The organism is Bacteroidia bacterium (assembly GCA_033391075.1).
GTDB lineage: Bacteria > Bacteroidota > Bacteroidia > J057 > J057 > JAWPMV01.
The window spans coordinates 5,331,486-5,355,070 of the sequence record JAWPMV010000001.1; the positions used below are offsets into that span (position 1 = coordinate 5,331,486).

The following is a 23,585-nucleotide window of genomic DNA, read 5'->3' on the forward strand; positions in this document are numbered from 1 at the left end:
GCTGCATCCTATTTCTCTTCTTCTTTCAAAACTTTAAATACCTGCTTATTGCCCCTTGCCAAAAGCTGTACAAAATAGATCCCTCCCGGCCAATCGCTTGTATCCAATTCCAGATAAGCCTTGCCATCCAAATTAGAAGCTTCAAACATGAGTTGCCCCAGGCTATTTATTATCCGTATTCCGGGATCGGAAAAACGTTCTGTTTGATACCTAATAAATAACTCATCTTTAAAAGGCACAGGATAAGAAATCAGGGGAATTCCCAGTTTTAATTCAAGGCTTTGACTGAAATTGTATTGACCATCAAAATCAACCTGTTTTAATCTGTATAAAAATCGATCTACACCATAGGACAGAATATCCTTGTCAATATATTCATAGGATTGCAATTCCGTAGAATTCCCGGCGCCTTCTATTCGCCCTACTTCCTGAAAGACTCTTCCATCCACAGATCTCTCTATGGAGAAATACTGATTATTCAGCTCCCGAGCTGTGCTCCAGTTTATGACCGCATCCCCTCCTATTTCCTCTGCCACAAACGACAACCACTCTACCGGCAAGGCAGTTCCACTCAAGGTAAAAGTAAGAGCCGGATTACTTCCATTATGGCTTACAACGAGCGAACCCTGAATCGGATTAGCACTTTGGGGAGTATATTTTACGGTAAATTCAGCCGTATCATCTACCCCTAACAAAACGGGGAAGTTCAAATTATGAATAAGCTCATATTCTAAGGGGTTGGCTTGCAGGTCTATTTCCATAAGCAGGATACCTTGCGTTCCTCCGGTATTATAAATTTTCCCTTTGGTAGTTGAGGAATTACCAATAGATACGGGCATGAGGCTCAAACTTAAATCGGGGCTTAATAATTGGCCCTGAGTGAAGGCTGCTTCAGCAGGAGGATTCTCCTTGCTATAGACTTCCATATTAGTCATATTTCCACTTCCCTGTAAAGGGGAACCACTGGTAATAAAGATTCCATCACCAGCCACAATTGCCTGGGTGCCATGTCGGGCAGCATTCAAGGGATCAAGACTTTGCCAGATATTCGTAGCAGGATCCAAAGATTCTACCGTAGACCAGGCCTGTCCGTTGCCCTCTCCGCCAATCACGACCAAATTTCCCTTAAAATTGACTGCAGCTGCTCCCGCTCTTTCTGTAGGAAGATTACTGGAGGCAGCAAGAGTTGACCAGGAAGAGCTATTGAAATCATAAACATCCACCTCAGAAATCATTGGGGCCGTAACTCCTCCGGGACCACCGGAAAGTCTGCCACTTGCCAGGTATAACTTCGAGCCAATGATTACTGCCTGAAAATGGTCTCGTGCGCGGGGGGCATCTGTCAGGCTTGTCCAGGTACCTGTAGCCGGGTCAAATTCATCAAACCAGGCTACATATCCACCGTCATGCCCATTGGCATTGCCTCCAATCAGGTAGATTTTTTCATCATAAACCACAGCCCCTGCCGAACCCCTTCTCCTTGCTATAGGTATTTCAGGGCCAGAAAACCAGGCATCAGCACGAGGATCATAAATAAAAACACTGTCCGCTGCAGATTCATTCGGGAAATTATTATCATCAAAAGCTCCGAGTACCCAAATGTATCCTCCTTGTATTACCGGTTGAAAATGGTTAAGCTCATAAGGAGCTGGGGTACTGGCCTGAGCCCAACTGCGGTTGATAAAATCGTAAGCTTCTACCAAAAGGGGACTTTCCCTCCCTCCAAAAAGGTAAAAGCGATTACCCGCTTTGACAAAGGAATTTTCATGCCTCCCTGTATGGCTGGGACTGATTTGTGGTTCCAGCAGTGTCCAGGCATCTATGACAGCTGTTCCGGATGGAAAGATGTTCCAACTAAAATTGCTCGTCTCAGTATTTACATCTGCCAGGTTGTTATCATCAACGCTAAGGCTAACGGCAAAGGGACTTCCCACCGCCGCTGTATTACTTATCGTACCAGAAATCAATCCACTTGAAGAATTGATACTTAATCCCGGAGGAAGGCCAGTGGCTGAATAAACCAAAGGCCCATCTCCTCCACTAGCTGTGACTTTTAGATTTATACTTTGGCCTTCTTCATTATATTGATCGGGAAAAGGGGTAATAGCGATGGGATAAAGGGCTGGAAGATTACAAGAATCACCACTAATAATTTCTATGCCATTGATCAGAGGGTTAACTATATTGTTTATGAGCTTAATCTCCATAGATCCATCATTGATAATGATAGGATAAATAAAAACTCCTCCGACCCTATGCCCAAACTTTCCACTTAGGTCTATATCCTTGAATAAAGTAGGTACAGATCCTTCCACAGAAATATCAAAAACCCGTGTACCCGGTGTGGAGGTACTGTTATCCTCATTTCCTATATATACCCTCAATTCATATACTCCATCACTTAAGGGGAAACTATATTCTATTTGCGAACCACCCATAAGGTCCCATCTTTCTGATTTGTAGATATCTGTAGGAGTTGTCGAAAGGTCAACCGAGGCTTCATAACTATTCATCCCTCCATGTATAGAGGCTGTATTCGACCCCCCACTTGAAAGATAGCTAGAGGGACTAGAGCGTTCATCTTTTCCCCAATCCATTCCACCATCAATAGAAGAGATCAGAGGACCTCCACAATTCACGCGATAAACAACTATTGGCGAATCATATATATCCCAGTCAAAATTGACAGTAATTTTATCGCTGGGATCTCCATCTGCATCATCTACACTTACACTGCAATTATAGGTGAGTCCTGTAAAGGCTGTATTTGATACACTTCCACTAATTTCTCCTGTAGCCGCATTGATACCTATACCCGGAGGAAGATTTGTAGCAGAATAACTGAGTGCACCGTCTCCTCCAGAAGCATTAACCATAAATGCAAGCATATCCCCTTCAGTATTGCATTGATTCGCAATGGGATCCACACTGATATCGATCCACCTCTTGTCAAGGTCTACCGCTGGCAGAGAAAAAGGAAAAATCAGAATGAAGAATAGTAGATAGACCTGGTATTTAGTCTGAGAAATACTCAGAAAGCACGTTTGCATAGCGAAAAATAATAGCTCGTAGGGTAGTGTCAGGTTTGTGCTTTACTAAAGTTTGGCTTTATTCTTCGAAAATTGAAGTAATTATTCCTTAACTGTCATTTTTGGGCCTTAAGAAGGGATTTGACCTTATGGATCGAAAAAAAACAAAAAAAATCCTCCCTATCCTGCGATAGGGAGGTTGGATGTATTGTAATTTTGGAATTTTAGTAGAGATACTCCAGAGCGACAACATCAAAGCTACCGAACTCTCCATCTTCATTGCTACTAAAACAAGCTAGCATGATTGAATTTGAATCATAGCCGGTAGGCGTACCAGGTACATGATTCGCGCCTACACCAGCACTACCTTCATTGGTGTTTTGTCCACAGCTTTGACGACTGAAATAGTCTGTGTGACGGAAACCAACGGCATGACCAATCTCATGGGTAATTACGTGCTCGTTTACATTGGTGCTGTAAGAATCAAGGCCTGAGTAAATTTGAATCCACTTGTAAGGATCGCCCCCACTAGGAAAACCAGCAGAACCTCCTGCCTGACCATTTGGTACACGATAAACTACCATATCATAGGGCTGATAGTTGGTGCCATAAGTCAGGGTAAAGTTCAAACTGATATTTAGGCGGTTGTAATTGTTTATAGCCCAACTTAAAGCGGTTCTCATTCTGGAACTCAATCCATATCCGCCTCCACCAGTATAACCAATTACATTAATCGTAGAACCCTGGCTAACCAGTGCATTGGTACTGTATTGCTTTTCCTGATCGCGAAGGCCACTCATTGTTTGACTAAGTTCTTTGAGTTCATCGCGGGAAACAACAATATCCTTTTCAATTCTGTACTTGCTTTCAGTACTTCCGTCCGGGTAAACAAATTCGAATTCTTCAACATCCTCGGTGTTTACTCCAATAGTTTTTAGTTGCTCAATTACCGAGGGATCAAATGCTGTCTCAATTTTCGTAGTTGACATCTCTGGGTCCTCATCCAGTACATCCGGCTGGCAAGAGGTGAGAAAAAAGCTTCCGAGTGCTACTGCTGTAGCGATTGCAATAGTTCTAAGACGATAGATCATCATAATTAAATGATTTAAAATTAGTGTGTATAAATAGCGTAAGTCGTATGGGGAAAGAACAGCTGTAAATTCTAATATAATATTTTATTTCCATCATAGAAATATACAAAGCCTTATTTTTAATAATTTCGCAAAAAATAAACAGCAATTTAAATCATTATAATGTCATTTCATGTATAAAATTGGGCATAAAATTCCTGGAAAGCGCCCTCGAATTCCAGCTTTCCAGAGCCCATAACATGATTATGGATAGGATATATAATTTTTATTATATTCTCGAAATATTCAAGAAGTGAAATACTGCCAAGTAAAGGCAAGACAACATACTACGATACATGGTAGCAGTTTTACAAGTCTTTGGTAATGGATTGAACCAACTTAAACTGATCAAAAAACTCTTTGGCGATCACCCTCAAAATGGTATAGGCGGGTATGGCTAAAATCATCCCGGCAACTCCGGCAACATTCCCTGCCATCAAAATGACCAAAAAGATTTCCAGAGGATGAGCCTTTACACTACTGGAATAAATAAAGGGTTGAAGCACAAAGTTGTCGATCATCTGAACCACTGCGAAAACGACCAGAACTTTCAGCGCCAAAGGAAGGATATAACTATTGAAGTCCATATCCAAGGCCCCCAGAACTGCGAAGAGAATTCCCACAAATCCTCCAATCAAGGGCCCGAGGTATGGGATCACATTGAAGAGCCCTGCAAAGAAACCTATCACAAATGCATTTTCTACTCCTAATAATCCCAGCCCAATTGAAATCAGGCCTCCCACGATCAGTACCTCCAGAATTACCCCAATGAAATACCGGGTAAGGAGTTCCTTGGTATGCTCGAGGACATTGTTTACTTCTTCAGCATATTTAGAAGGGGTAAGAGCCATTACAATTCCATGCATAAGTCCCCGCTCTTTCAGGAAAAAGAAGGCGATAAAGAGAATGGAAAAGGAGGCGATCAAAAAATCGCCGGTAAAATCAACAATTGAACTGAGGATGGTTGATATTTTCGCCCCATTCAGAATCTTGTTGACGTTTGACCGAATATATTCAGGCACACTTTGCTCTTCCGGGATAAAGCCAAATTGATCATTGTAGTACTCAATCGATTGAATAGGACCGTTTAGGCCCTGGTTGAGGGTATTGCTATTTGCTACTTGCTGGATTTTGTTGAGTTGACTGACGAGGGGGGGAATAAAAGTCCCGAAGATCAGGATAATCGTCCCAAGTATTACCAAAAGGCTCACTACCGCCTGCAGGGCCGCTGGCAACTTTTTTCCCTTGATACTAATTTTATCCAGTAAACGCAGAATCGGTCTTCCTATAAGGGCGACAACCGCAGCGATCAGAACATAGCCCAGCAGCGCACCAAAAAACCATACAAAGGTCGCTATGGCTAATGCCCCCAGGATAAATAGAATATTTCGATTGAGTTTCGACATGGATGGAACAAATTAGGGGGAATGAAGAATCTTTCAAACAATAGAATGATTTTTATGCTAAAATTGCAGAATCGAAAGAGAAGTTTTTCATAGTATCAAAGAAGAAGGCCAGGGTTTCTTTAAAGACCGGGGTTCAAAATTCTACGCCTACGCCTATCCGGTTGTGGATATGGATGAAATTGAAAAACATCTCGCGCACTTAAAAAAGAAATACCACGACGCCCGCCATCACTGTTATGCCTATCGATTGGGGATGAAAGGGGAAAGCAGTTTCAGCAATGATGATGGAGAGCCCTCGCATAGTGCTGGTACTCCTATTCTCTCTGCTATCCGATCTGCAGAACTAAGCAATGTTTTCATTGTGGTTGTCAGGTATTTCGGAGGAACAAAGCTGGGCATACGAGGCTTGATAGAAGCCTATAGAAGCGCGGCCGAGGATGCAATTGCTGATCTGGAGAAATTCCCCCTTATTATCAAGGTCCGCTTTCTCCTGAAATTTCGCTACGAGCAAACCGCAGAACTCAATAAACTGTTGCACCCCTTTAGCTTTACCATAGAAGAAAGCAACTATACCGATAGCTGTGAACATCGGATTTCTATGCCCGAGGAAAACTTCCCTCCTCTTCAAAATAGTCTTGAAAAAGCAGGTTATAATATCGAAATATTGACCTGAGACTAAACAGAGCAGTTATTATATTTGTTGCTATTAGGGGTACAAAATTTTGGGATGGGGAAAAGCCATCATAAATACGAGATTCAAGCTATGAGAAATAGAAGCTTTTCTGTGTTTTTACTGATTTGTTTTTGGGGGATTAGTCTTCCCGCTTTTGCACAGGAGCTTGCATTACTCAAAAAAACGAAAGTCAGGAGTCTCCAGGATTTAGAACTTTTGCTTGAGCAGCATGTTCCTGAATTAGGAACAGAGGCTTCTCACTTAGAACTCCTACACTTCAAAGAAAGCCCTGCTGCTTATCACTATCTTTTTCGTCAGCTCTTTAAAGAAATACCGATAAACGGTTCAGAGCTATCTGTTCACATAGATAAGCAAGGCCAAATTCGAAGTTTCTCAAAACAACTATATTCCCTAAGAGGCCAGAAACTACCTTCCTTTAGCTTTCCAAAATCAAAGCTCCACACAAGCATGAGCAATATCTATGGGGCATATAGCAGCCAGATCGAAGCTCAGCTCTTATGGGATAAAGGGAAACTCATTCCGATTTACAGGCTTCACAATTTCAGCCACGGAAGTGTCTATCAATTTGAAGTATTGGTAGATGCTGAAAAAGGAAAGGAAATTAGCTGGAAAGACCTGGGCCTTTATCATACAGAAACTACTGGAGATACGACGGGACGGGCGAGGGTATTCAAGCCCAATCCCTGTACAAAAGCCAATGTCAATTATGGGGACCTCTTCATTGACAGCATGGATTTTCATAAGACCATCTTTGAGTCTTTGATGGATAGTGTAGTACTGGAGGGTTTGTGCATCGAAGGAGACAGTTTTTTATTGAAAGGCCCTTATGTAGAAATCACAGACCTTGAGGCTCCGGCTGTTCCTAGTGTAAAAAGCATAGATGGAGATTTCTATTTCCGAAGAGATGAGTCGGGTTTTGAGCAGGTGATGGCCTATTACCATATCGACCGCATGCAGCGCTGGGTCAGAAGCATCGGCTTTGGCAACATTCAAACCATCCCCATAAAAGTAGATGCACAGGGAACCGAAAGCGACAACTCGGTAACTGTCATCAAAGACAGCGTCCCTAATATCCTTTTCGGGCGGGGGGGAGTTGATGATGCCGAAGACGCGGATGTGATCATTCATGAGTATGGTCATGCCTTGTCCTATTTTGCCAGTGGGGTTATCGCCAAAAGAGGAAGCAGAGAACGATTGGGCCTTGATGAAGGCATCGGAGATTATCTTGCAGCCATTTATAGCCAGGATCTTGGCTTTGACAATTATCGGATTCTCTTTAACTGGGATGGGCACAATGAATTTTGGCCAGGCAGACAGGTTTCGGCAAGTGATAATTATCCCCCGCAGGATTCATCCATTCATGACTTTGGGGGAATATGGGCAAGCACGCTTCTGGATCTTCGCAACCAAATTGGTAAAGGACTTATTGATTCCCTCTTTTTTCAATCCTTATTTTTCAATGACCTGAATACAGATCTTCCCACGGCTGCTCAACATTTTCTGATGGCAGATAGCCTCTTGTTTGAGGGTGCACATACAGAAGCGATTAGTTTTACCTTCTGTCAAAAGGGATTGCTTCCAGACCTAAATGGAGATTGTTCTGTGGTTTCCGTAGGGGAAAGTCTGAAAGATTTTCGGCCAAAAGTTTTTCCCAATCCGAATTCAGGCATATTTTTCCTGGAGCTGAATCCTTCAACAAATCCTGAAGCCAGACTGGAAGTGTTCAATGAACTTGGGCAAATCATCTTTAGACAAGAAATAAATCAACGAAGAATGAAGGTAGACCTGGCCGGAAATTCTCCGGGTTTATATTTCCTGAAAATTCAGGCAACAAACGGCCAGATATACGCACAAAAAGTGATTCTGGAGTAAAATAAGACAGCTCTTGGGAAATTCTTTCCCCCATTTTAGCGCATTGAAAAGGTCACAACTTATGTAAGGTTTCTCAAGAAAAAACAATAAAACAGCCTTTTCCATCGTCAATTTTCCATAAATATATGTTTTTACCTGCCTAAAAAGTTCAAGAAGGGCAATTTTTACTTAATGTGCATTTGTAACCCTTGCCTATGAATAGTAGGCCTTATGAGCTTAGATTTGGCTACTATTGTAAAAATAGAACACGATTTGTAAAACCATTTCATTATTTTCTTTCAACCCTTAATAACGGATAAGAAACCTGGCGTGCAAGTAAAATCACTAGTCCAAAACCAGCATACCAAGCCAATCACCCGCTGTATATTCAGAAAAGGGGATAGTATACTGGTGGCGAAGGGATTTGACAGCCAAAAAGGTGAAACATTTTACAGACCACCTGGAGGAAAAATTCAATTTGGAGAGTACAGTTGGGCCACCGTAAGAAGACAAATTAAAGAAGTTATTGGGGAAGAGATAAAAAACCTTACCTTTGTGGGCCCTTTAGAAAGTATTTTTCAATATGAGGGTAATGAGTGCCACGAAATCGTCTTTGTATTTGAAGGCGAATTCGTAAATAAACAAATGTATACTCAAAGCCAGATAATCACCCAGGGGACTGATGGCAAAGCAATGACCATCGAATGGAAACCCTTGAGTGATTTCCACCGTAAGAAAGCAATGCTATATCCTGATGGATTAATAGACATGCTTGAACGTTAGTTAACCATGAGAACCTTTTAATTTTCCTTCCAAATTCACCTTGTATTTTCACTTTTTTATTTTTTCATATGAACATTTATGTTGGAAATCTTGCTTACTCTGTGGGTGAGCAGGATCTCGAAAGAGTCTTCTCTGAATTCGGAGAAGTTGTTTCTGTCAAAATTATCACAGACAGAGACACCGGACACTCGAAGGGATTTGCTTTTGTAGAAATGGGGGACGAAGATTCCGGATCAGCTGCAATTGATGGTCTTCACGACCAAGAGCTTTCTGGCCGCAATATGAAGGTTAGCAAAGCTAGACCCAGAACGAATAATTTCGGTAACGACCGCCGTGGTGGTGGTGGCGGAGGATTTCGCAACAACAACCGCTGGTAGTACTTTAGATAAGTATTCGAAGAAAAAAAGGGCCGCTTTGTGCGGCCCTTTTTTGTTTATATACATTTTTAAGGCTCGTCATAAACCCCAATACGATTTGAAAAAAATCTGCCAATAAAATTTATTAAACAGGATAATTTCTTAATTTTTGCATTACATTCAGTTAAAACCCCCGCAATAATGCCTGCCTGTCGTGAAATGGACAGGCCCAGTTAAAATTGTTGGTGAATTTAACGTCCTGGAATACGAAAATCTAATTATGCGCACATTCAAAAAAGTTACAGTACTCATATGTTTGATACTGGCTGGCATTACTTCATCATTTTCGCAAAGCATTATCGTTTCTACAGAAGAAGATAGTGTGGTAGTGATAGGAGGTGATTATGCATCCAAAAGCTTCTATAATACCTTCTTTGGAGAACATTACAGAAGTGCATGGCTCGCCAAAATCAAGGTCCCTTATATTGACCTGAAAGAAGAGCAACTAACTCCCATCAAGCAAGGAGGAGGATTTCAAACAACTTCACTCAGACTTAGCCGACCCGACGGTTCTCAATGGGTCTTTAGGTCTATCGCGAAAAATGTAGAAAAAATCTTGCCGGAAGATGTAAGGGGTACCCTGACCCAGGATATCCTTCAGGACCAAATTTCGGCAGCTCACCCTTATGCCGCCTGGGTAGTTCCCGGTTTGGCAAAAGCAGCTGGGGTAGCTCATGCGATTCCCACGATCGGGGTTGTAAAGGATAGTCCCGAACTGGGAGAATTCAGAGAGACCTTCAAAAACCTGCTGGTTCTATATGAGCAAAGGCCTTACAAGGATATGACCAAATGGGACAATTACTACAATGCCAAAGATGTAGAGAATACTCCTACAGTCATTGAAAAAACCCTTGAGACCCCGAAACACAGAGTTGATGAAAACAACCTGGTCAGGGCTCGCATATTTGACTTGCTTATTGGAGATATCGACCGCCATGATGACCAGTGGCGCTGGGGGAAATTTAAAGGTAAAAACGGAACGGTTTACAGACCTTATCCCAGAGATCGCGACTTTGCATTTTTGAAAGCTGATGGGTTTTTCCCCTGGTTAGTTGACCGAAAATGGGGAAACAGAAGGGTCAGTAATTTTGACTATAAAACAGAGGACCCCGTAGGATTAGCGAGTGGGGGTAATCCACTTGACAGGCATTGGATCACTCAATTGGAGTGGGATGACTGGTCGGCAATCGTAGACTCGATGAAAGCAGGTCTGACAGATAAGGCTATCGAAGATGCCTTTCTCCGCTGGCCCAAGGAATTGAGAGTCCTTCATGCTGACGAATTGATCGGAAAGCTGAAAGCCAGAAGGGATAAACTACACGAAACAGCTGAAATCTACTATAAAAGCCTCGCAGAATTTGTTGACATCAAAGGAACCAGCAAAAGGGATCTCTTTGAAATCAGAAGATTCAGCGATGATGAAACCATTGTCAAAGTCTATAAACTCAAGGAAAAGAGCGGCAAAAAAGATTATGAGTATTATTCTCGAACTTTTAAAACTTCGGAAACAAAAGAATTAAGAATTTTTGGTTTTGGAGCGAATGACGTCTTTGATATAGACGGAAAAGTCAACTCTGCCATTTTGATTAGAATCATTGGAGGAGAAGGAGATGATCAGGTCTTGAATAAGTCTATTGTGAGTGGGGGAAAGAAAACCATTATATACGATACCAAGGATGGCAATAGCTTTGATTTCGGTAAAGACAGTAAAAACCGCACCTCCAATGACACCATTTCTAATAATTTTAACAGAAAAGAAAGAAAATTCAATATAACAGCTCCTTTGATCACCTTCGGTTTCAATGCCGATGATGGAATTTTCCTTGGAGGAGGCTTTTCTTTTAAAAAATATGGATTCCGCAAAATACCATATGCAGAGAAACATACGCTCTCAGGTACTTTTGCTATCGGAGCAGATGCTTTTATCCTCAAATATGGAGGAGAGTGGACGGACGTAGCCAAGAAGTGGGACTTTGTGATCGACGCAAGTGCATCCATTCCCGGATATAATAGCAATTTCTATGGCCTGGGAAATGATACTGAACGCCTGAGGACAGAAGAAAGGTTCTACCATGTCATGCGTTTCAACCAAATCCTATTTGAACCCGCATTGCGCTGGGCTGATGCAGAAAGCCCTCACCAAATTTCTATAGGGCCATATTTCCAATATTTCTCTGTACAGGAGGAGGCTGATGCAGAAGTTACTGACCGCTTTGTATTCAACGAAGCCACCGATATGAACCTGATTCCAGCAGAGGATTTTGAGGGAAAGCTGTTTGGGGGATTAAAACTCGGTTATCACTTCAATACCACCGATCATGATTTCGCACCCAGAACCGGTGTCAAGATAAATGCAACCGCAACTTATTTTGCCAGGTTTTCAGAATCCAACTTCTATAACAATCGCAACTTCTTGAGATTGAGAGGAAATATCAGTGCATATCTTGATATGAAACCAATAGCCAGTGTGCTTGCAGTTAGAGTGGGAGGTGCCACCCTTGTTGGGGATGGATTTGAGTTCTACCAGGCAAATAGCCTCGGAGGATTGAGTATGTTGCTCAATGATCCTAACCTAAGAGGATATAGAAGAAACCGTTTTGCGGGTCGAAGTACATTATACCAAAATATTGAGCTCCGCACGGCCCTGGTCAAAGTCCCTAACTATGTTGCCACTTTCCGTTTGGGCATCATGGGTACCTTCGACAATGGACGTGTTTGGTTGGATGGTGAAGATTCCAGTACCTGGCACCAGGGATATGGAGCAGGGATATGGATAGCTCCCCTCGATGCGATGGTTCTTGCGATCCAGATGACCTGGTCCGATGAAGACCAACTGCTCGCTTTCAACTACGGATTTAGATTCTAGCAATAGAAAAAAGGGTTCTCCCTTTTTGCATATAAAATTCTTCAAATTGGTGGCATAATAACCATCGATTTGAAGAATTTCATTCCCGCCCTGCCCTCCTTCACCTATGAAAAAGAGTCTGTTAAGTATTTTCCTTCTCACCCTATGTTGTGTAAAGATTTTTTCACAAGGAGAGAATCAGATACATCGCGTTTTCGTGATAGGAAATACTGCAGATATTCCGGATGAAGAACTCCTTAGCTACTCTGAGGCTCTTCATCAAATGCTCCTGAAGGTTAGCGATCCTTTTACCCTAATCTATACCGGGGATCTGAGCAGGCAGAAAAAATACGACCAAAACGCCCTCAATTACGACTCCATCAGAATCAGCACCCTGCTTCGTGCAGCCCATTTCCCCAATAGCAGACAAATCCTTATTCCCGGAGATGGAGACTGGTTGAGTTCCGGAGAAGACGGCTGGAAGTATTTTCAGAAATTGGAAAAGATTATAGAAAAATCCTTTGATCGGGTAAACTGGATACCTGGAAAAGGATGTCCGGGCCCCAAAGATATCCTTTTGGATGATCATCTGATGCTCCTGGGAATAAATACCCAGTTTTGGAATCATCCCTACGAAAGACCGACGCCTACAGAAGCAGAATGTGAGATTTCTCGGGATGGGGATTTCGTCGAAGCCCTGGAAGATAAAATAGATGATGCAGGAAATAAGAACATCATCATCGCAGGCCACTACCCTTTACTCTCCAATGGCATCTATGGAGGACGCACTTCCTTAAAACGACATATTTTTCCCTTATCTGATAAGAAGAAAAACCTATTCATTCCCCTCCCCATCATCGGTAGCCTCTATGCCGCTTATCGTCAAAATATTGGCAATAAACTGGACCTGATCAACGAGCGTTTCAATCCCATGAGAGAAACCCTCCTCAATATCATGGCAGAGAATCGCAGCATGGTGTATTTGTCCGGTCATGAAAAGAACATCCAGATTCTGAAATTCAAAGACAATTTTTTCATCAATAGTGGTTCTGCCTATGAAAGTAGTTTTGCGAGAAAAGACCCCAAATCTCTGCTGATTTCCAAGGTTCCCGGTTTACTTGAATTGAGATATTATAAAGACGGAAGGGTAAATAGCCAGATATACCGCTATGGAGATAATGGTTTTCAGACAATCAGCCCCCTCAACCTGCTCAACAGTCCTTGTGAAGAAGGACCTCAATTGGAGCTGGAGAATGTAAATCTCGCCTATGTCCCTTGCCAGGAACAAGTACCTTTAAATCTTTTCGACTTCCCATTTAGCGGCATATGTACTGCTCAGGGAGGAAAAGAATACCAGGCAAGTGGGCTGAAACAAGTATTTCTGGGGAAACTTTATCGGGACACCTGGACAAGGAGCATTATGGCTCCCTTTCTGTCTTTAGGAGAAGTCCATGGAGGATTGAATGTCCTGGAAAGAGGAGGAGGTATCCAGACCCAGTCTCTCAAGTTTCTTGCTGAGAACGGTAGAGAATATGTCTTTCGTTCCACCAATAAAAACCCTACCCGAGCTCTGCCCCTGGAGTTTCGAACAAATTTCTTTGTCTCCCTGGTAAAACAGGCAACAGCTACCCAGCATCCCTATGGAGCGCTGGCTGTAGACAAATTGCTCAACCATACTGACATCCTCCACGTTCATCCCGAACTCTTCCTCATGCCCGATGATCCCCGTCTGGGTCCCTTCCGGCAAGAGTTTGCAGGTCTACTCGGTATGCTGGAAGAAAAGCCCAAAGCTGGCCCCAAAATTCCCTCAAGCTTTGATGCCGATGATATTGTAAGGAGTTATGAACTCTTTAAACTCATGTATGAGCATCACAACCATCGGATAGATGTAAACTCTTTTTTGAAATCCCGAATTTTTGATATTTGGATTGGAGATCGAGGTAGGCATGAGGACAACTTTACCTGGGCCATGTTCAAACAAGGGGAGATGTCCATTTTCAAACCGATTCCCAGAGATCGGGATCATGCATTCAGCATCCTCGATGGCGTACTGCCCTGGTTGATCGACAGGCCCTGGGCCCTGCCCTTTTTTGAAGATTTTGACTACGAAATCAAAGACCTCAAAAGTCTCAACTACTCTGCCAGACATCTGGATCGCTTTATTTTGGGAGCAGCTGCAAAAAAAGACTGGGAGATTCTTTGTCAGGAACTCAAAGAAACCTTTGACGAAGAAAAGATTACGGAAGCCATACTCTCCATGCCTCCAGAGATCTTTGCTATCTCCGGACAGGAAATCATCGCCAAGCTTCAATCCCGCCTCAAAAACATCGACAGTTTTGTCCTCCAATATTATCAGGTTCTTGCCAAAGAAGTCGACATCATAGGTTCTAATGAGCGGGAATATTTTGAAGTAATCCGAAATCCCGACGGCAGTGTTCAAGTTAAGATGTACGATCTACTTTCTTTCGAGGAGAGAACGAGGGGCCAAAAGCTCTTTTTCGAGCGCACTTTTTATCCGGAAGAAACCCAGGAAATCAGGCTATATGGACTGGGGAGTAAGGACATTATCTTCATTCATGGGGAATCAAAGAACTCCATCAAGGTACGTGCGCTGGGAGGTGATGGAGAAGACCAAATCATAGACCAATCCAAAGTCAGAGGCTTGGGCAAGAAGACCCTGGTTTATGAGAAAAACCACCGTAGCATACTTGAACTGGGTAAAGAAGCTCGACAATTGAAGCCCAGAGAAGCCATGCTTTATGATTATCGCAGGAAAGCTTTCGCCTACCATAGCTATTATCCTGTACCTGTAGTCTCCTACTCTTCGGCAGAAGGCTTAAAAGGAGGATGGGGCTATCTCTTTACCCGTCGTTCTTTTGGGAAAGAAGATTATGCACACAAACATTTGATTTCTGCATATATCTCTACCCAAAATAACTTTGGCATAAACTATAGCAGCAAATTTCGACAAGTATTTAGAGAGTGGGATCTTCAACTCGCCTCAGAATGGGCAAGACCTGATAGGTATAACAATTTCTTTGGACTGGGTAATGAGACCGTCCTCAATGACTCACTCTTTGTCGCCAATTTTTACCGCAGTCGAAACCAGACCTTCAATATGAGTGTAGGCCTGCACAGGAGTTTTTGGAGAAAAAGCCTCTTCAGTTTTGACCTAAGGCTGGAGAAAAATGACAGACAGGAGATAGAGAATAATATTCTTTCACTCGATAAATTTGAGAATCTATTGGGTACTGATGACCTAATCATTCTTCAAGCTCAGGCAGCCTTAAATCTCGACCTTCGGGATCACGATATTTTACCGGAAAGGGGCATGCAATTGTATCTCTCTCACAAAAATGGCTACATCCATACTCAGAAAAGTAATTATGGCCTTTCAGAAGGATTTCTCGCCTGGTATGGAACCAATCATAGTATTAATAATCCTCTTACCCTGGGCATCAAGATCGGAGCGGGAGATGGCTATGGAGAAATTCCATTCTACAATAAATTTGTGCTGGGTCAAAGGGAAAACCTTCACGGATTTCGGAGAAGGAGGTTTACCGGAGATGCAATGGCGTATTTAAATTCAGAAGTACGTTTAAAACTGGGGCAGGGAAAGGCACTTATTCCCGTAACCTATGGACTAACTGCTTTTTTTGACCAGGGTCGTGTATTTCTGGATGGTGAGGATTCCCAAAAGTGGCATAAAGGATATGGCATTGGCATGTACATCATTCCTGCCAGCCGCAAACTCACCCTGAATATGGCCTTCGGATTCTCAGAAGAATCAAAAGCTCTATTCCTCTTTAATCTAGGCTCCTTTCTTCGCTAGCGCTTAGTGATTCGGACCGTATAGCTTTTCCCGAAACACCACAACTCCCTCTTTATTTTCTCCCAGCGGTTCCCAGTACTCTACCCAGGCCGAACCATCTGTATAAAAATTCACTCGGGCATAACCTCTTTCCATGTGCACAAAAGCAGCCCCTTTGCCTGTTCTCCCATAACTCACTTTTGCACCTGTTCCACTAAGAATATGATGCACATTTTTGACTTTATTGTATTGGAGAATGTGTTCGTGTCCGGCCGAAATCACAACATTCTTTTCACCCGAAACCGCTTCCATCATTGCAGCTTTCAATTCCTGATAGGGTTCGCCGGATAAGTCTTCAGGTGAAATCCCTGATTTTCGTGCACCAACATAGATAGAACCCAGTACCGGCAAAGGGATATAGAGATTGTCTACCAAAGCTGTGAGAGGAAAAATGTGATCCCAAAAGCGATACCTCCCACCATGATTCCCATTGGTAAAAAAGGGATGATGTTGGGTAATCACGATATGTTTATCCTGATTTTCTGCGACCACCTCTTTTAACGCCTGGATAAAGCCTTCTTTGGTGTAGGCTTTACACCCATCTTCTGCAGCAATCGGTTTTTCATATTTATGCAACCACCACTCCGTATCCACCAATACCAAAGCTAAATTGGGATGGGGATGGATAACCACAGGACCGGGGCATCCATTTTGCGGATAAAAGGAAGTATCCGAATCCATATAGGTACGTACATAATCAGCCTGCCTTTGGATCCCTTCCAATCCCCCTTCTCCCTGATCATTCCAATCATGATTTCCGGGAATAAATACTGACCATGCAGCCGCTCCTTTGACGGCATCCATTTGACCTTCCAATCTCTTTTCCGATTGCTTGCGCAATTTATGCCCCTCTTCCGGCAGGCCAGCCGGGTAAATATTGTCCCCCATAAAGACGACCGCATTTCCGGGATTATTGGCTTCATCCAACTGCTTGCGAAGCATTGTCATCACCTTATCTCCCGTATAAACTTTGCCTGCATCCCCTACCAGAAATACAGAATGTTCTATTTCTGATTCAGGAGGAGCCGCTTTGTTCTTCCAATCTGCATAAGATTCATCATACCAGGGCTTCCTGGCCGCGCAGGAAACAATAAATAGAGAAAGAAATAAAAGAGATAATAGGTTTATGGTGGACTTCATTGATTTCCGTTTGATCAGCATTACAAACTCACCCTCAAAAAAAGGAAAGTTCAAGTTTACAATTAAAAACTCATTTTCTCCCATCCTTGTTTCAAATACGACATTGACTTATATCTTCAGTTTCCATGATCTTTTATACATCCTCATTTTCTTTGAAAAAGGCCTTAATAGAATCACCCTTTCCTGTCAAATCAGAAAAAAGATTACCTTTTTAAGGAAAATCCTACATATCTCTCTTTTTTAGGCTGATAATTCGTGCATAGAAGAAACTAATCGCATATTTTTGCCGTTAATAGAACATACAAACAAACAAGCATGGTTCCTTTTTCAGGCTACCACTTCTTGTAAAAACAAACCTAACAAACCACTTTTTATTAGAACACGAGTACTTTAAACCTGGAATTTCACTAATGTCTTTATCCCCCAACCTGAAAACGACACTTCTGTACGTAGCTAGTCTATGTGTATTCAGCCTGTTCCTTTTCGCGATACTACAAGGTTGGTATGCCACTAGAAATGTCGATCAATTTGAACAAACCGAGAAAAATCTGACACAGGAAATCTCTGATTTGGAGATATCTTTGGCTGAACTCGAACAAAATCTTTTGATGAAAAATCAGCAATTGATCATGAGGGATCAATTGTTAGAAGAGAAAAATATTGAATTGGATTACCTCAATCATGAGGTAAGTAAATGGAAGTCCCTTTACTTTCGACAGAAGAAAGCAAATCCTGAAGCCAGCAATCCTGTGATTGTCAATGCCAGTATAAAGGAGAATCAGGCTTCTTCTTTATCTTCTTTTAAAATGCGATAGATCGTAGAGACTCCGATATCCAATTTTTCAGCGACAAGTTTGATATTATCATCATACTTCTTCAGGTACAACTGAATGATGCGGTTGCTGTATTCCTTGAGGGTCATTTCCTCTGCCAATACATCCGGCAAAGCATCATAGGTACTGAAAGTAATTACATCTTCGTCGATCTCATTCCCGTTTGTCATTACAGCCGATAATTCAACTATGGATTTCAGCTCACGAATATTCCCCGGGTATTTGTAAGAGAGAAGTTTTTTCTGCGCAGAAGGAGTCAGGGTATAAGTCGGTAGTTCATTATCCCTGGCAAAATTCGAAAGAAAAAAGCGGGAAAGCTGAATGATATCTTTTCCTCTTTCTCTCAAAGGAGGAAGCTCAATCGGTAGGCCAAAGAGTCTGTAATACAAATCTTCTCGGAAATTCCCATTTTTCACTTCTTCAATAAGATTACGGTTGGTCGCTACGATAATTCGACAATCCGTTTTTACGATTTTATTAGAGCCGATCCGTATGATTTCCTTTTCCTGCAAAGCCCTTAGAAGTTTTGCCTGGAAAGTGATATCCATTTCTCCGATCTCATCTAAAAAGAGGGTTCCTTCATGTGCCTCCTCAAATTTTCCGATTCTTCTGTTATTCGCTCCTGTAAACGCGCCTTTCTCATGCCCAAACAATTCAGCTTCGATAAGTTCAGAAGGAATGGCAGCCATATTGACCGGAACGAAAGGTTTATCCTTTCTACGGGAATTGAAATGAACGGCTTTAGCTACCACTTCTTTCCCGGTACCTGTCTCTCCGGTGATGGTAACTGTAATATTGGTTTTGATGGCTTTTTCCATCATACCAAAGACCTTCTTGATTGCAGGACTGCTTCCGATGATGGTATTGCCAAATTCGTATTTCTTCTGGACTTCTCGTTCGAGGCTGACGATCCGTGATTTCAGCGAGCTATTTTTACGAACATTATGGACCGTATTCATCAGACGATCCTGTATATCCTCAGCCTTTGTCATATAATCAAAGGCTCCCATCTTCAATAATTGTACTGCTGTATCTATGCTTCCTTGTTCAGAAATAACAATCACCTCGATATCCGGATTGACATCTTTGATCTTGGCAAAGGCCTCTTCCCCTTTCATATCGGGCAAATTATAATCAAGGGTGATCAAATCGGGATTTTCATGCAGACGGCTCAGGCAAGCAGTTGCAGATTCAAATTTATGTACCTCGTAATCTGGATTGGACTCTAAATTGAATCCCAATAGTTCCCGGTACCATTCATCATCTTCTACAACGAATATTTTAAACTTGGATCCTTCTTGCATAGGGAAAAGATGCTAATGTGTTACTAAAGATAAAATAAAATCCCCAATCATAGATAAATTGTATGGACACTTAATGTTAAGCATAAAATCAGGAGTTTCCCATTTCTCTAGACGTCATCTCCCAAAAGCTCGTCCAATTCTACTACCTCAATCTCCCTGCCAATCATATCATCCAAATCCATTACATAATACTCCCATTTCTGCTCCCGCCATACACATATCCGATAACCTGCATTTTTTTTCTTTCTCAGGTCTTCTCGATCAAATATATAGGGACCAAAGTAAAAGTTTGAACCTTCCTTTTTGAAATGTCTTGCTTCCGCATCATAGGTCCAATTGGGATCACGGGTATTGACCCAGGGTATCTCGATCATCAGCAAGGTCTTTTGTTCAGGTAGAAAACGGTTTACGGCTTTTTTCATCCGCTGCATATGTTCTCGCTTATCAAGATTTTGCCAGCTATACCCTTTTTTAAAATAGGGTTTCAAACTCCTTTGCCCACTTTCGCCACCTTTCAATTCTACAATAAACAGATTGCTGAGGATAATCATAGCGAGAAAGTATGGGAGCAATTGGGGGCGAAAGTATTTATGGATTAAATAAAGTAAAGAAGGATACAGGGGCAATAGATAAGAACTTTCGTCCGGCAGCAATAGAAATAAGAGTGCATATATCAGCAAAACAGAAGCATGAAATCCTTCTGAGGCTGATAGGCGAAAATGAAATTGGTAGTTCCTTTTCCTCAGGTCCCACAGAAAAAGAAAACTTCCTATTAGTAAAAGTAAAAGCGGAAGGACTCCCAAAAAGGAAATCCCGTGATAAGTAGCTACTTGAATTCGGTAAGAAAGAGATAGAACCGATTTATCGAGAGGCAATTCGAATCCAGGTCCCAAAAAAACGGGCAAGAAAGCCACAAAAGCTGCAAGCAGAGAAGTCAGGCCAAACGCTCCTATTTCCCGAAAGGATCTTTGTTTTAGAAAAAGGAAAAGGATGGAGGCTGGAATAAAACTGAGGGCAGTCAGACGAAAGCCTGCAGCCATTCCTAAAACAAAGGCACTCAGATAGAGTCCGTGAGGATTGCCATCTTTTTCGCAAGCCGTATACAATAGAAAAAAGCTTATCCATTGCAAAGACAGGGCAGGCAAATAATCAATAGTTGAACTTGCGCCAATGATATAAAGAGGTAAAGTCAAAAGGGAATACACTGCGATCTCCGCTTGAGGAATTCCTTCTTTTCTCAACTGTAAAAAAAAACAAAGAGCCAGGACAAGGGCTGCAAAAAGGGAGAATAAATTGGAGGCGAAAAAGGATCCCAGTGGAATCAGGAAACAAAGGATGAGTTCATACAAGGGGAATCCGGGAGAGCGGGAAGCAAAATAAGTTCCTCGCTCCAGCATTCGATCCGTATTCTGCACCAAATACCAGCTATCCACATCTGCCCCATAGTCCTGAAAGCTCATAAACAGGAGGAGCCCTACATAAGAGAATAGAAATATTGCAAGTCGCTGATACATAAGGCAATTTTCCTAAGAAAAGATAAAGATGCAGCTTTTGTTTCTCGGAAATTAATCTCTATATTTGCGTGTTCAAAAAAATAATGATTTAAACGAACGAAATAGATGTATCTATACAAGGAACTGAAGCAGGAGATTTTCAAAAAATACGGGAATGGAAAAAGCGATGCTGATACGGGTTCTCCCGAGTCCCAGATAGCTCTTTTCACCTACCGCATTAAGCACTTGACCGAGCACCTCAAGCAAAACAAAAAAGATGCATCCACCCGGATGGGACTTCAGAGGCTTGTAGGTAAGCGCCGCAGAATGCTAGATTACTTAAAGCGCTCTGACATCGAACGTTACAGAGCAGTAATCAAAGAATTGGGAATTAGAAAATAATTCCCATTTTCTTTATATACCCAAGCCAAAAAAACGGAACAGGCAATCCGGTCTCTTCCGCGCTGATTAATAATTCATATGAACGTAATACGGAAAACGACAACCTTACCCGATGGCCGGGAAATTTCTATTGAAACTGGTGCACTAGCAAAACAAGCTGACGGAGCAGTAGTGCTGACTTGTGGAGAAACGATGCTGCTGGCAACAGCAGTAGCTAAGAAAGACGTGAATGTGGAAGTGGATTTTTTACCACTTTCTGTAGACTACATGGAAAAATACGCTGCTTCCGGTCGTTTTCCAGGTGGATTCTTCAAGCGTGATGGAAGAATGGGAGAACATGAAATTCTTGTTTCCCGTTTGATCGACCGCGCCATTCGTCCCCTATTCCCGGATGATTACCATGGTGACACACAGGTTATGGTAGAATTGCTCTCTACAGATTCTGAAGAGCAATCAGATGCCCTTGCCTGTTTAGCCGCATCTGCAGCACTATGTGTTTCAGATATTCCTTTCCCAGACCCTGTAGCAGAAGTACGGGTTGTGAGAAAAGACGGTGAATTCCTCATCAACCCTCCTCGTTCCATTATGGAAGAATGTGATTTGGATCTTATGGTAGCTGCTACCTCGGATTCCATCAACATGGTAGAGGGAGAAATGAAAGAAGTGAGTGAAGAAGTTATGCTGGAGGCTTTGAAAGTCGCCCATGAAAGCATCAGAATTCTTTGTGCACTTCAGGAAGAATTGAGAGCCGAAGCTGGAAAAGAAACCCGCGAATATGATATCCTGGAGTTTGACGAAGGTCTTTACAATGAGATCGATGGACAAGCTCAGGAAACTATTGGAAAAGTAGCCAGAGGTTCTATGGGAAAAGAGGAACGTGGTACGATCCTCAGTGATCTCAAAAAAGAGATCAAAGAAAGCCTGACAGAGAAATATGGTGAAGAAGAGTATTTCGACGCTCGCTTCCAACAGTACTTCAAAAAGATTCAAAAGAAAATCGTTCGCGGTGTAGTCGTGAATGAGACACAGAGACTCGATGGTCGTAAGCTTGATGAGATTCGTCCTATTTGGGGCAAAGTCAGCTATATGCCACGTACACATGGTTCTGCAGTCTTCACACGTGGAGAAACTCAGGCATTGTGTAATGTAACTCTGGGTACCAAGCTCGATGAGCAAACCATTGATACGGTTACTTACAGAGGATCTAAAAGATTCCTCCTGCAATATACTTTCCCTGGCTACTCTACCGGTGAAGTAAAATTCAACCGCGGACCTGCAAGAAGGGAAATTGGACATGGTAATCTGGCTGAAAGAGCTTTGAAGCCCATGGTCCCAACCGATCTTGATTATACCGTAAGGGTAGTATCCAACATTCTCGAATCCAATGGTTCCAGTTCTATGGCTTCCGTATGCGGAGGTTGTATGGCCCTTATGGATGCCGGTATCAATATCCGCCGTCCTGTATCAGGAATCGCGATGGGATTGATCACTACAGAGGATGGTTTTGCAGTTCTTTCAGATATCCTTGGAGACGAGGACTTCCTAGGAGATATGGACTTTAAAGTTGCTGGAACAACTGAAGGTCTTACTGCTTGCCAGATGGATATCAAAATCAGAGGCCTTTCCTATGAGATAATCGAAAAGGCTCTTCAGCAATCCAAAGCAGGTCGTCTACATATCCTGGACGAAATGTTGAAGGTAATTCCTGAAGTTGCTTCTGAGATGTCCAGATATGCACCTCGTTTCTTCACCATGGATATTCCTCACGAATTCTTCGGAATGGTGATTGGACCAGGTGGGAAAATCATCAAAGAAATTCAGGCTCAGACTGGTTCTGTAATTAACCTGGAAGAAGGTGAGAATAACATTGGTAAAGCAACGATCTCTGCTGACAATGCTGATAGCATCACTGCTGCAGTTCAGCAAATCCGCGCACTCATCCAAATGCCTGAAGTAGGAGAAACTTACAAAGCAAAAGTTAAATCCATCATGGATTACGGTGCTTTCGTTGAGTTCCTTCCTGGAAAAGAAGGCCTTCTGCATATTTCTGAGATTTCCTGGGAGCGTCTGCCAAGCATGGATGGCGTTTTCGAAATCGGTCAGGATATTGAGATCAAACTTACAGGGGTTGACCAAAAATCAGGTAAGTTTAGATTGAGTAGAAAAGTGCTTTTGGAAAAACCTGAAGGCTATGTGGAAAGACCTCCAAGAGAAAGAAGAGATAGAGGAGACAGAGGAGATCGCAGAGGCGGAGACCGCAGAGGAGGAGGAGATCGCGACCGCAGAGGTCCAAGACGACATTAAAAATCGTACCTAGTATAAAAAACCTGCTTTTACAGCAGGTTTTTTTATGTCCAGATTTTTGCCTCCGATCCTTTTTCAGGCGAA

At 42.4% G+C, this 23,585-nt stretch carries 15 protein-coding genes; 9 read left to right on the forward strand and 6 right to left on the reverse strand.

Annotated features, from left to right (window positions below):
* Positions 1-8 precede the first annotated feature (8 nt).
* The 3 genes from R8P61_21270 to R8P61_21280 all read right to left on the reverse strand — a co-directional run bounded on the left by R8P61_21270 (position 9) and on the right by R8P61_21280 (position 5,565).
* On the reverse strand, positions 9-3,050 hold the full coding sequence (locus R8P61_21270; GenBank protein ID MDW3649614.1) for a putative Ig domain-containing protein: 3,042 nt from the start codon (positions 3,048-3,050) through the stop codon (positions 9-11).
* A gap of 203 nt (positions 3,051-3,253) precedes the next feature.
* Entirely contained in the window at positions 3,254-4,123 is an 870-nt protein-coding gene (locus R8P61_21275; GenBank protein ID MDW3649615.1) for a M57 family metalloprotease, read from the reverse strand.
* Positions 4,124-4,467: 344 nt separating this feature from the next.
* Positions 4,468-5,565 carry an AI-2E family transporter gene (locus tag R8P61_21280; GenBank protein MDW3649616.1) on the reverse strand — a complete coding sequence of 366 codons (1,098 nt, stop codon included), beginning with the start codon at positions 5,563-5,565 and terminating at the stop codon, positions 4,468-4,470.
* 94 nt (positions 5,566-5,659) lie between these two features.
* On the opposite strand from R8P61_21280, the gene R8P61_21285 reads away from it, so the two are divergent.
* The 6 genes from R8P61_21285 (at position 5,660) to R8P61_21310 (ending at position 15,986) form a co-directional block, all read left to right on the forward strand.
* The gene (locus tag R8P61_21285; GenBank protein ID MDW3649617.1) at positions 5,660-6,238 is read left to right on the forward strand and encodes a YigZ family protein; all 579 of its coding nucleotides are present in this window, start codon (positions 5,660-5,662) and stop codon (positions 6,236-6,238) included.
* Positions 6,239-6,328: 90 nt separating this feature from the next.
* Positions 6,329-8,131 carry a T9SS type A sorting domain-containing protein gene (locus R8P61_21290; GenBank protein ID MDW3649618.1) on the forward strand — a complete coding sequence of 601 codons (1,803 nt, stop codon included), beginning with the start codon at positions 6,329-6,331 and terminating at the stop codon, positions 8,129-8,131.
* Between the two features lie 309 nt (positions 8,132-8,440).
* Complete coding sequence (locus R8P61_21295; protein MDW3649619.1) at positions 8,441-8,893, forward strand: NUDIX domain-containing protein; 453 nt, start codon at positions 8,441-8,443, stop codon at positions 8,891-8,893.
* A 68-nt stretch (positions 8,894-8,961) separates the two neighbouring features.
* The gene (locus R8P61_21300; protein ID MDW3649620.1) at positions 8,962-9,270 is read left to right on the forward strand and encodes an RNA-binding protein; all 309 of its coding nucleotides are present in this window, start codon (positions 8,962-8,964) and stop codon (positions 9,268-9,270) included.
* A 259-nt stretch (positions 9,271-9,529) separates the two neighbouring features.
* Positions 9,530-12,175, forward strand: coding sequence for a hypothetical protein (locus tag R8P61_21305; protein MDW3649621.1), 2,646 nt, complete (start codon positions 9,530-9,532; stop codon positions 12,173-12,175).
* A 106-nt stretch (positions 12,176-12,281) separates the two neighbouring features.
* Positions 12,282-15,986, forward strand: coding sequence for a hypothetical protein (locus R8P61_21310; protein MDW3649622.1), 3,705 nt, complete (start codon positions 12,282-12,284; stop codon positions 15,984-15,986).
* Positions 15,987-15,989: 3 nt separating this feature from the next.
* Here the strand turns inward: R8P61_21310 and R8P61_21315 are convergent, their stop codons facing one another.
* Positions 15,990-17,165, reverse strand: coding sequence for a hypothetical protein (locus R8P61_21315; GenBank protein MDW3649623.1), 1,176 nt, complete (start codon positions 17,163-17,165; stop codon positions 15,990-15,992).
* Positions 17,166-17,575: 410 nt separating this feature from the next.
* Here R8P61_21315 and R8P61_21320 point away from each other — a divergent pair, with 410 nt between their 5' ends.
* Positions 17,576-17,980 carry a hypothetical protein gene (locus R8P61_21320; GenBank protein MDW3649624.1) on the forward strand — a complete coding sequence of 135 codons (405 nt, stop codon included), beginning with the start codon at positions 17,576-17,578 and terminating at the stop codon, positions 17,978-17,980.
* Here the strand turns inward: R8P61_21320 and R8P61_21325 are convergent.
* Positions 17,944-19,302, reverse strand: a complete 1,359-nt coding sequence (locus tag R8P61_21325) for a sigma-54 dependent transcriptional regulator (GenBank protein MDW3649625.1) — start codon at positions 19,300-19,302, stop codon at positions 17,944-17,946. The two genes, R8P61_21320 and R8P61_21325, sit on opposite strands and share 37 nt — an antisense overlap.
* Before the next feature lie 107 nt (positions 19,303-19,409).
* A complete protein-coding gene (locus tag R8P61_21330; protein MDW3649626.1) occupies positions 19,410-20,816 on the reverse strand; it encodes a glycosyltransferase family 39 protein in 1,407 nt (468 codons plus the stop codon).
* 105 nt (positions 20,817-20,921) lie between these two features.
* Between R8P61_21330 and rpsO the strand changes: the two genes are divergently transcribed.
* Entirely contained in the window at positions 20,922-21,197 is a 276-nt protein-coding gene (gene rpsO / locus R8P61_21335; protein ID MDW3649627.1) for a 30S ribosomal protein S15, read from the forward strand.
* A gap of 78 nt (positions 21,198-21,275) precedes the next feature.
* On the forward strand, positions 21,276-23,501 hold the full coding sequence (locus R8P61_21340) for a polyribonucleotide nucleotidyltransferase (protein MDW3649628.1): 2,226 nt from the start codon (positions 21,276-21,278) through the stop codon (positions 23,499-23,501).
* Positions 23,502-23,585: the final 84 nt, after the last annotated feature.

What these genes read in the sequence shown, in the direction of transcription:
- rpsO (MDW3649627.1), top strand. Translation starts at nt 20,922, where the DNA reads ATGTATCTATACAAGGAACTGAAGCAGGAGATTTTCAAAAAATACGGG.
- R8P61_21325 (MDW3649625.1), bottom strand. Translation starts at nt 19,302, where the DNA reads ATGCAAGAAGGATCCAAGTTTAAAATATTCGTTGTAGAAGATGATGAA.
- R8P61_21340 (MDW3649628.1), top strand. Translation starts at nt 21,276, where the DNA reads ATGAACGTAATACGGAAAACGACAACCTTACCCGATGGCCGGGAAATT.
- R8P61_21320 (MDW3649624.1), top strand. Translation starts at nt 17,576, where the DNA reads ATGTCTTTATCCCCCAACCTGAAAACGACACTTCTGTACGTAGCTAGT.
- R8P61_21310 (MDW3649622.1), top strand. Translation starts at nt 12,282, where the DNA reads ATGAAAAAGAGTCTGTTAAGTATTTTCCTTCTCACCCTATGTTGTGTA.
- R8P61_21280 (MDW3649616.1), bottom strand. Translation starts at nt 5,565, where the DNA reads ATGTCGAAACTCAATCGAAATATTCTATTTATCCTGGGGGCATTAGCC.
- R8P61_21330 (MDW3649626.1), bottom strand. Translation starts at nt 20,816, where the DNA reads ATGTATCAGCGACTTGCAATATTTCTATTCTCTTATGTAGGGCTCCTC.
- R8P61_21305 (MDW3649621.1), top strand. Translation starts at nt 9,530, where the DNA reads ATGCGCACATTCAAAAAAGTTACAGTACTCATATGTTTGATACTGGCT.
- R8P61_21300 (MDW3649620.1), top strand. Translation starts at nt 8,962, where the DNA reads ATGAACATTTATGTTGGAAATCTTGCTTACTCTGTGGGTGAGCAGGAT.
- R8P61_21290 (MDW3649618.1), top strand. Translation starts at nt 6,329, where the DNA reads ATGAGAAATAGAAGCTTTTCTGTGTTTTTACTGATTTGTTTTTGGGGG.
- R8P61_21315 (MDW3649623.1), bottom strand. Translation starts at nt 17,165, where the DNA reads ATGAAGTCCACCATAAACCTATTATCTCTTTTATTTCTTTCTCTATTT.
- R8P61_21275 (MDW3649615.1), bottom strand. Translation starts at nt 4,123, where the DNA reads ATGATGATCTATCGTCTTAGAACTATTGCAATCGCTACAGCAGTAGCA.
- R8P61_21270 (MDW3649614.1), bottom strand. Translation starts at nt 3,050, where the DNA reads ATGCAAACGTGCTTTCTGAGTATTTCTCAGACTAAATACCAGGTCTAT.